Origin of the sequence: Azospirillum formosense (assembly GCF_013340925.1) — a bacterium.
In the GTDB taxonomy this organism is placed as follows: Bacteria; Pseudomonadota; Alphaproteobacteria; order Azospirillales; family Azospirillaceae; genus Azospirillum; species Azospirillum formosense.
Map to the genome: position 1 here is coordinate 20588 of NZ_WHOR01000043.1, position 8609 is coordinate 29196.

Annotated in this window: 9 protein-coding genes; 1 reads left to right on the forward strand and 8 read right to left on the reverse strand. The window is 66.9% G+C overall.

What is annotated here, in order from left to right; translation table 11 throughout:
- Positions 1-22 precede the first annotated feature (22 nt).
- Entirely contained in the window at positions 23-526 is a 504-nt protein-coding gene (locus GBZ26_RS08490; RefSeq protein ID WP_174438467.1) for a CinA family protein, read from the forward strand.
- A gap of 13 nt (positions 527-539) precedes the next feature.
- Here the strand turns inward: GBZ26_RS08490 and GBZ26_RS08495 are convergent, their stop codons facing one another.
- The 8 genes from GBZ26_RS08495 to GBZ26_RS08530 form a co-directional block, all read right to left on the reverse strand.
- Positions 540-1007, reverse strand: coding sequence for a type II toxin-antitoxin system RatA family toxin (locus GBZ26_RS08495; RefSeq protein ID WP_174438468.1), 468 nt, complete (start codon positions 1005-1007; stop codon positions 540-542).
- Positions 1008-1036: 29 nt separating this feature from the next.
- Positions 1037-1993, reverse strand: coding sequence for a lipoyl synthase (gene lipA / locus GBZ26_RS08500; protein ID WP_174438469.1), 957 nt, complete (start codon positions 1991-1993; stop codon positions 1037-1039).
- 262 nt (positions 1994-2255) lie between these two features.
- Complete coding sequence (gene lpdA, locus GBZ26_RS08505) at positions 2256-3653, reverse strand: dihydrolipoyl dehydrogenase (RefSeq protein WP_174438470.1); 1398 nt, start codon at positions 3651-3653, stop codon at positions 2256-2258.
- Between the two features lie 13 nt (positions 3654-3666).
- Positions 3667-5001, reverse strand: a complete 1335-nt coding sequence (locus tag GBZ26_RS08510) for a pyruvate dehydrogenase complex dihydrolipoamide acetyltransferase (RefSeq protein WP_174438471.1) — start codon at positions 4999-5001, stop codon at positions 3667-3669.
- Positions 5002-5014: 13 nt separating this feature from the next.
- Positions 5015-6412: a pyruvate dehydrogenase complex E1 component subunit beta gene (locus tag GBZ26_RS08515; protein WP_114860155.1), complete on the reverse strand. Its 1398-nt coding sequence runs from the start codon at positions 6410-6412 to the stop codon at positions 5015-5017.
- Positions 6413-6490: 78 nt separating this feature from the next.
- Positions 6491-7507, reverse strand: a complete 1017-nt coding sequence (gene pdhA / locus GBZ26_RS08520) for a pyruvate dehydrogenase (acetyl-transferring) E1 component subunit alpha (RefSeq protein WP_014198781.1) — start codon at positions 7505-7507, stop codon at positions 6491-6493.
- Between the two features lie 212 nt (positions 7508-7719).
- Positions 7720-8091, reverse strand: coding sequence for an FtsB family cell division protein (locus tag GBZ26_RS08525; protein ID WP_014198780.1), 372 nt, complete (start codon positions 8089-8091; stop codon positions 7720-7722).
- 164 nt (positions 8092-8255) lie between these two features.
- Positions 8256-8609 (reverse strand): acyl-CoA thioesterase (locus tag GBZ26_RS08530; RefSeq protein WP_247884785.1); only part of this gene is annotated, 354 nt, incomplete at its 5' end.

The window sequence follows — 8609 nt, forward strand, 5'->3', positions numbered from 1 at the left end:
CACGACGACGAAAGGGACCCGCATGTTTCCCGATCACATCCGTGAACTCGCCGCCAAGCTGCTCGCGGAATACGATATGGCCGGCTACACCCTGGCGACCGCCGAATCCTGCACGGGCGGCCTCATCGCGGGGGCGCTGACCGACATCGCGGGCTCGTCCAAGGTGGTGGACCGCGGCTTCGTCACCTACTCCAACGTCGCCAAGTCCGAGATGCTCGGCGTGCCGCCCAGCCTGATCTACGCCCACGGCGCGGTCAGCCCGGAGGTGGCGGTGGCGATGGCGGTCGGGGCGCTGGCGAAGTCGAAGGCCGACGTGACGGTGGCAGTCACCGGAGTCGCCGGCCCCGGCGGTGGAACGCCGGAGAAGCCGGTCGGGCGCGTCTACATCGCCACCGCGGTCCGCCGCGGTGCGGCCAAACACAAGGAATACACCTTCCCCGGCGACCGCGAGGCAGTGCGCCTCGCGACGGTCCAGACCGCGCTGGAGCGGCTGCGCACGGCCCGCCCGGAAACCGCGATTCGCTGAGGGAAAACCGGCCTCAGGCGGTCCGCGCCGCGGCGGGCCGGGTGGCGCCGTTGCCGTAGAGTTGGTTGGCGCGGGTCTCGAAGGCCTGCACCATCCGGCGCACCGCCTCGTTGAACAGCACGCCCATGATCTTCTGCAACATCTTCGAGCGGAACTCGAAATCCACGTAGAAATCCACGCAGACGCCGCCCTCGTGCGGGGTGAAGATCCAATGGTTGTTCAGGTATTGGAACGGCCCCTCGGTGTACTGGACGTTGATGCGGCGGCCCGCCTCGTCCAGCTCCACGCGCGAGGTGAAGCGTTCGCGGACCATCTTGAAGCCGATGACAAGGTCCGCGAACATCACGTCGCCTTCACGGCGGCGGATGCGGGCGGCGAGGCACCAGGGCAGGAACTCCGGGTACTTCTCCACATCGGCGACCAGCCGGTACATCTGCTCCGGCGTGTAGGGAAGGACCTTCTTTTCCGCGTGCGTCGGCATACCCGCTCCGTTTCTCTTTCGGCCGCCTCTCAGCCCGCTGCTGCCGCGAGCTTGCGGAGGCGAGCCTCCCGCAGCATCGCGAAGTCCGCCCCCGCGTGATAGCTGGAGCGGGTCAGCGGCGTCGAGGCCACCATCAGGAAACCCTTGCCGCGGCCAAGTGTTGCGTAGCTCTGGAATTCTTCCGGAGTCACGAACCGGTCCACCGCCGCGTGCTTGGGCGTCGGCTGGAGGTACTGGCCGATCGTCATGAAGTCAACATCGGCGGCGCGCAGGTCATCCATCACCTGCCCGACCTCCTCGCGCGTCTCGCCCAGGCCCACCATGATTCCGGACTTGGTGAACATGGACGGGTCCAGCTCCTTCACCCGCGCCAGCAGCTGGAGCGAGGTGAAGTAGCGCGCGCCCGGACGGATCGTCGGGTAGAGCCGCGGCGCGGTTTCCAGATTGTGATTGAAGACGTCGGGCTTCGCCTCGACCACCACCTCAACCGCACCCTTCTTCTTCTGGAAGTCGGGGGTGAGGATTTCGATGGTCGTGTCGGGCGACGCCGCGCGGATGGCGCGGATGGTCCGGGCGAAATGCTCGGCCCCGCCGTCCTCCAGGTCGTCGCGGTCCACCGAGGTGACGACGACGTGGCTCAGCTTCAGCTGGGCCACCGCTTCCGCCACGTTGTCCGGCTCGTGCGGGTCGAGCTGGTCGGGGCGGCCGGTGCCGACGTTGCAGAAGGCGCAACCGCGGGTGCAGACGGAGCCGAGGATCATGAAGGTCGCGTGCTTGTGCTTCCAGCATTCCCCGATGTTCGGGCAGGCCGCCTCTTCGCACACGGTGTTGAGCTTGAGCCCGCGCATCAGGTTGCGCGTCTCGTTGTATTCCTGGCTGGTCGGCGCCTTGACACGAATCCAGCCCGGTTTGCGCTGGATCGGGTTGTCGGGCTTGTGGGCCTTTTCGGGATGGCGAAGCTTCTCGGGGTGATCGGCCACGGTCATGGTCTGAAGTGCTCCCACGGGCTGCCCGATGGCAGCGCCGATGCTGAACGGTAACGCGCCGCCTTCCGCGCAAGGGACGGCGCAGGGAAACGGCGTAAGGCCGGCGGCCACGGTCCCGCCGGATAGGCCGGAATGACCGACCGGTCAAGTCTGATTATCGGCCGCGACGAAACAACACCGCCAAAAGGATGACGGAGTCGCAATCGTTGCTCCCCCGCCCTGGAGGACGAGGGAGGAAACGACCGTAGCTCAGACTCGCCACTTAGAAGTGGATGGCCCGGCCATAGGCATCAAGCACCGACTCGTGCATCATTTCCGACAGGGTCGGATGCGGGTACACGGTCTGCATCAGCTCCTGCTCGGTGGTCTCCATGGTCTTGGCGACCGTGTAGCCCTGGATCAGCTCCGTCACCTCGGCGCCAACCATGTGGGCACCCAGCAGCTCGCCGGTCTTGGCGTCGAACACGGTCTTCACCATGCCGTCCGCCTCGCCCAGCGCGATGGCCTTGCCGTTGCCGATGAAGGGGAAGCGGCCGACGCGGACCTCGTAGCCCGCCTCCTTCGCCTTCTTCTCGGTGAGACCGACCGACGCGATCTGCGGGTGCGAGTAGGTGCAGCCCGGGATGTTGCGGACGTCCAGCGCGTGCGGGTGCTTGCCGGCGATGTGCTCGACGGCGATCACGCCCTCGTGGCTGGCCTTGTGGGCGAGCCAGGGAGCCCCCGTCACGTCGCCGATGGCGTAGACGCCCGGCTCGTCGGTCTGGCAGTTGGCGTTGGTCTTGATGTGGCCGCGATCGGTCTGGACCTTGGTGTTCTCCAGGCCCAGATTCTCCGTGTTCGGCGAAATGCCGACGGCGAGGATCACGCGGTCGACCGTGATGTCCTCGGTCTTGCCGTTGGCTTCCACCGCCACCGTCACGCTGTCGGCACCCTTGCGCAGGTTGCCGGCCTTGCCGTTGGTGATGATGCGCATGCCCTGCTTTTCGAACTGCTTGCGGGCGAAGGTCGAGATTTCCTCGTCCTCGACCGGCAGGATGCGGTCCATCACCTCGACCACCGTCACCTTGGCGCCCAGCTCGTTGTAGAAGCTGGCGAACTCGATGCCGATGGCGCCGGAGCCGATGACCAGCAGCGACTTCGGCGTCGTGTTCGGGGTCATCGCCTTGCGGTAGGTCCAGACGAGGTTGCCGTCGTCCTCCAGACCCGGCAGGGTGCGGGCGCGGGCGCCCGTGGCGATGATGATGTTCTTCGCCCCGAAGGTGCCGACCGCCGCACCGCCCTTGGTCACGGCCACCTGCCCCTTGCCGAGCAGCTTGGCCTCGCCCTCGATGACGGCGACCTTGTTCTTCTTCAGCAGATGCTTGACGCCGCCGTTGAGCTGCCCCGCCACCTTGCGGGACCGCTGGACGACCTTGTCCAGGTCGAAGGACGGGTTCTGGATGACCAGCCCGTACTCCGTGGCGTGCTTGGCGTTGCGCAGCACCTCGGCGGAGCGGAGGAGCGCCTTGGTCGGGATGCAGCCCCAGTTGAGGCAGATGCCGCCGAGATTCTCACGCTCCACCACCGCGGTGCTGAGGCCGAGCTGGGCGGCGCGGATCGCCGCCACATAGCCGCCCGGACCGCCACCGATGACGATGAGATCGTAATTCATGTCAGCCATGGTCCGCGCCCCCTTACAGCAGCATGCTCAGCGGGTCCTCGATCAGCTTCTTGAAAGCCGCGAGGAATTCCGCACCCTGCGCGCCGTCGGCGACGCGGTGGTCAACGGTGACCGAGACGGTCATCACGGTGGCGATGGCGAGCGCGCCGTTCTTCACGACCGGACGCTGTTCGCCGGCGCCGACCGCCATGATGCAGGCCTGCGGCGGGTTGATGATCGCCGCGAACTCGCGGATGCCGTACATGCCGAGGTTGGAGATCGAGAAGGTGCCGCCCTGGTACTCCTCCGGCTTCAGCTTGCCGTCGCGGGCGCGCTCCGCCAGACCCTTCATCTCATTGGAGATCTCGGCCAGCCCCTTGGTCTCCGCCTTCTTGACGATGGGCGTGATCAGGCCGGTCGGGGTGGCCACGGCGACCGAGATGTCGACGTGGTCGTAACGGAGGATGGCCTCCTCCGACCAGGCGGCGTTGATGTTCGGGAACTTCTTCAGCGTCAGCGCGGCGGCGCGGATGATGAAGTCGTTGACCGACAGCTTGTAGTCCTTGGAGCGGGCGTTCAGGTCGGAACGGACCTTCAGCAGCGCGTCCAGTTCGCAGTCGATGGCCAGGAAGTAGTCCGGCACCGTCTGCTGCACCTCGGTCAGACGACGGGAGATCGTCTTGCGCATGGAGCTGTTCGGCTGCGCCTTGTAGCGCATGCCCAGCTTGTCCGACAGGTCCTTGGCGTCGATGCCCGCGGCCTTCGGGGCCGGAGCGGCTGCGGCCGGCGCAGCAGCCGGGGCCGCGGCGGGAGCCTGGGCGGCGGTCTGCGGAGCGGCGGCCTTGGCGGTGCCGCCGGCCTTGGCGGCCTCGATGTCGGCCTTGACGATGCGGCCGTTCGGGCCGGTGCCCTTGACGGCCTTCAGGTCGAGACCGGCCTGCTCGGCCAGACGGCGGGCCAGCGGGCTGGCGAACACGCGGCCACCGCCCTGGGCGGCGGGAGCCGGAGCGGCCGCGGCCTGCGGAGCCGGGGCAGCTGCCGGAGCGGAAGCCGCCGGGGCCGGAGCCGCCGCGGGCGCAGCCGCCGGAGCGGGAGCGGCGGCCTTGGCGAGCGCGCTGTCGTCCTCGCCCTCTTCCAGCAGCACGGCGATCGGGGTGTTCACCGCGACGCCCTGCGTGCCGGCCTGCACGAGGATCTTGCCGAGACGGCCTTCGTCGGCCGCCTCGACTTCCATGGTGGCCTTGTCGGTCTCGATCTCGGCGATCACGTCGCCGGACTTCACCGCGTCGCCTTCCTTCTTCAGCCACTTCGCGAGGTTGCCCTCGGTCATGGTCGGAGAGAGGGCGGGCATGAGAATCTGGATGGTCATTCGCTCGCCCTCCTTACTTGCGGTAGCAGGCCTTCTTCGCCGCTTCCGCGATGCGGTCGGGCGAAGGAAGGACGAGCTTTTCCAGGTTCGCCGCATACGGCATCGGCACGTCGAGGCCGGTCACGCGGATCACCGGGGCGTCCAGATAGTCGAAGGCCTGCTCCATCATCAGGGCCGACAGCTCGGCGCCGATGCCGCAGGTCGGCCAGGCCTCCTCGACGGTGACGAGGCGGTTGGTCTTCTTGACCGAGTTGACGATCGTCTCGGTGTCGAGCGGACGGATCGTGCGCAGGTCGATGACCTCGGCGCTGATCCCGTCCTTCTCCAGCAGATCGGCGGCGGCGAGCGCGTAGCTGACCATCAGCGAATGGGCGGTGATCGTCACGTCCGTGCCGGCGCGGCGGATCTTGGCGCGGCCGATCGGAACGATGAAGTCCTCGCTCTCCGGCACCTCGAAGGACTGGCCGTAGAGGATCTCGTTCTCGAGGAAGATGACCGGGTTCGGATCGCGGATCGCCGACTTCATCAGGCCCTTGAAGTCCGACGCGCTGTAGGGCGCGACGACCTTCAGGCCGGGCACGCTGGCGTACCAGGGGGTGAAGTCCTGGCTGTGCTGCGCGGCGACGCGGGCGGCCGCACCGTTCGGGCCGCGGAACACGATCGGGCAGCCCATCTGGCCGCCGGACATGTACAGCGTCTTGGCGGCGGAATTCACGATGTGGTCGATCGCCTGCATCGCGAAGTTGAAGGTCATGAACTCGACGATCGGGCGCAGGCCGCGGAAGGCCGCGCCGACGCCCAGGCCGGCGAAGCCGATCTCGGTGATCGGCGTGTCGATGACGCGGTCGGCGCCGAACTCCTGGAGCAGGCCCTGCGACACCTTGTAGGCGCCCTGGTACTGCGCGACCTCCTCACCCATCAGGAAGACGGTCGGGTCGCGGCGCATCTCTTCGGCCATGGCGTCGCGCAGCGCTTCGCGGACGGTCTTCTTCACCGTCTTGTCAAAGAACTTGTCCTCGTCCGACGCCGGCGGCGCGGCGGCCGGGCCGCTGGCCGGACCGACCGGCAGGGTGGCCGGGGCGTGCGCGCCCGTGTCCTTCACCACCGGCTCGGCGGCGACCTTCGGGGCCGGCGTCGGGGAGCCGGACACGGCGTCGGTGACGCTCTCGCCCTCGCCGAGGATCACGGCGATGGGGGTGTTCACGGCGACGTTCTCGGTGCCCTCGGCGACCAGGATCTTGCCGATGCGGCCTTCATCGACCGCCTCGACCTCCATGGTCGCCTTGTCGGTCTCGATCTCGGCGAGCACGTCGCCGGACTTGACCTCGTCACCTTCTTTTTTGACCCATTTCGCCAGCTTGCCCTCGGTCATGGTGGGCGACAGCGCCGGCATCAGCACTTCGATCGGCATTCCTCAACCTCCGGCGGCGCGGGTTCACCGGGAGGCGAAGCCTCCGGCCCTCGGCGCCGCTCCTGCTTATCGTTGTCGTCAGGCTTCGACCAGGACGTCCGTCCACAGCTCCGCCGGATCGGGCTCGGGGCTCTGCTGCGCGAATTCGGCAGCCTCGGTCACCACGGCCTTGACCTCGCGGTCGATCTCTTTGAGCTGGTCCTCGGTCACGTAAGCGCCTTCCAGCAGGACGCGCTTCAGGTTGTCGATCGGATCGGACTCGCTCCGCATCTTCTCGACCTCCTCCTTGGTCCGGTACTTGGCCGGGTCGGACATCGAGTGGCCGCGGTAGCGGTAGGTCTTCATCTCGAGGATGACCGGGCCGTTGCCGGCGCGGATGTACTCCACCCACTTGTCGGCGGCCTCGCGGACCTCGAGGACGTCCATGCCGTTGACCTGATGGCCGGGAATGCCGTAGGCCGCGCCGCGCTGGTGCAGCTCGCCCGCCGAGGCGCGCTCCTGCGAGGTGCCCATGGCGTACTTGTTGTTCTCGATCACGTAGAGCACCGGCAGCTTCCACAGAGCCGCCATGTTGAAGCTCTCGTAAACCTGACCCTGGTTGATGGCGCCGTCGCCGCAATAGACCGCGGACAGGCCGTCATCCTTGTTGTACTTGTGCGAGAAGGCGAGGCCGGTGCCCAGCGGGACCTGCGCGCCGACGATGCCGTGGCCGCCGTAGAAGTTCTTCTCGCGGCTGAACATGTGCATCGAGCCGCCCTTGCCCTTGGAGTAGCCTCCACGGCGACCGGTCAGCTCGGCCATCACGCCCTTCGGGTCCATGCCGCAGGCCAGCATGTGGCCATGGTCACGGTAGCTGGTGATGACGTCGTCGTTGTCCTTCAGCGCGGCCTGGATGCCGACCACGACGGCTTCCTGGCCGATGTAGAGGTGGCAGAAACCGCCGATGAGGCCCATGCCGTAGAGCTGGCCCGCCTTCTCCTCGAAGCGGCGGATCAGAAGCATCTCGCGATAGTACTTGATCAGGTCCTCGGTCGAAGCGGCCTGCTTCGAAGCGGAGTCAGTCTGCGCCTTCGGACGGCGTCGTGACGCGGCCATGTTTCCTCCCCAGGGTTTATGCAGCGACGGCAAGCGAACAGCCAGGGCTGCAGCACGTTGCGAGGGTACATCCCACTTATGAGGGTGCATCCCCCTCGCACCGGAAGCGGATGCGGGGCGCACAGTACACGACAAGCGCACGAGACGCAAATATCTGTTTTTAAACGCGAAATTCGGCGTTAACCGGCTTTCGGTTAATTCACTGATATGACCTACTTCTCAGCGCTAGCATCACCTTCGACCTGCGCCGGAGGGAGTGCGATTATGACGTCGCGGGGGCCTGAAAGGTTCAACATCGTGCGCGCACGCTCGTCCAGCATGTCGCGGTCCAGGTGGTCGCTGCGCATCAGTTGCGCGCGGCGGTCCATTCGCTCGCGCTCGGCCTTCACCTGGTCGAGGACGGATTCCGCCGTGGCGATCTCCGCCTTCAGGTGGTTCATGGCGAGCAGCCCGCGGTCCCCCTGGACGGCGTAATAGACGAAGTAGGCGACGACGCAGGAGCCGATGGCCGGCCCGATGGCCTGGCGAAGGGCGCTTTTGGCGGCGCGTTTCAGCGAGTCGGTGAGGTTCTGGAGCATGGTCATGGCGGTATGATGGAATCATACGCGATTCCTTCGGTCAAACGGAAAAGAAGCAATCCGAAAGAATTCACCGCGCCATGCTCTTTGCGCCGCCGAGTAATAGGCGGCCTACACCCCCAAAGGAGAATGACACAGCGCACAACCTTCGAAAGAAGGCGGGTTGCGCTTCACTCCGTCGGGACCTCGCGCGGGCGGCGGTCCTCGCCGATGGCGACGTAGGTGAAGACGCCCTCCGTCACCTTGATCGCCTCCCCCGCGCTGCGCTGGCGGCGCACCCAGGTCTCGACCCGCACGCGGATGGAGGTTCGGCCCACCTTGGTGACGTGGGCGAAGCAGCTCACCTCGTCGCCGACATAGACAGGCTTGTGGAAGGTCATCGCCTCGATCCCCACCGTCGCCACGCGCCCGCCCGCCCGGCGCAGGGCGGCGACGCCGCCGGCCAGATCCATCTGGGACAGCAACCAGCCGCCGAAGATGTCGCCGTTGGGGTTGGTGTCCGCCGGCATGGCGATGGTGCGCAA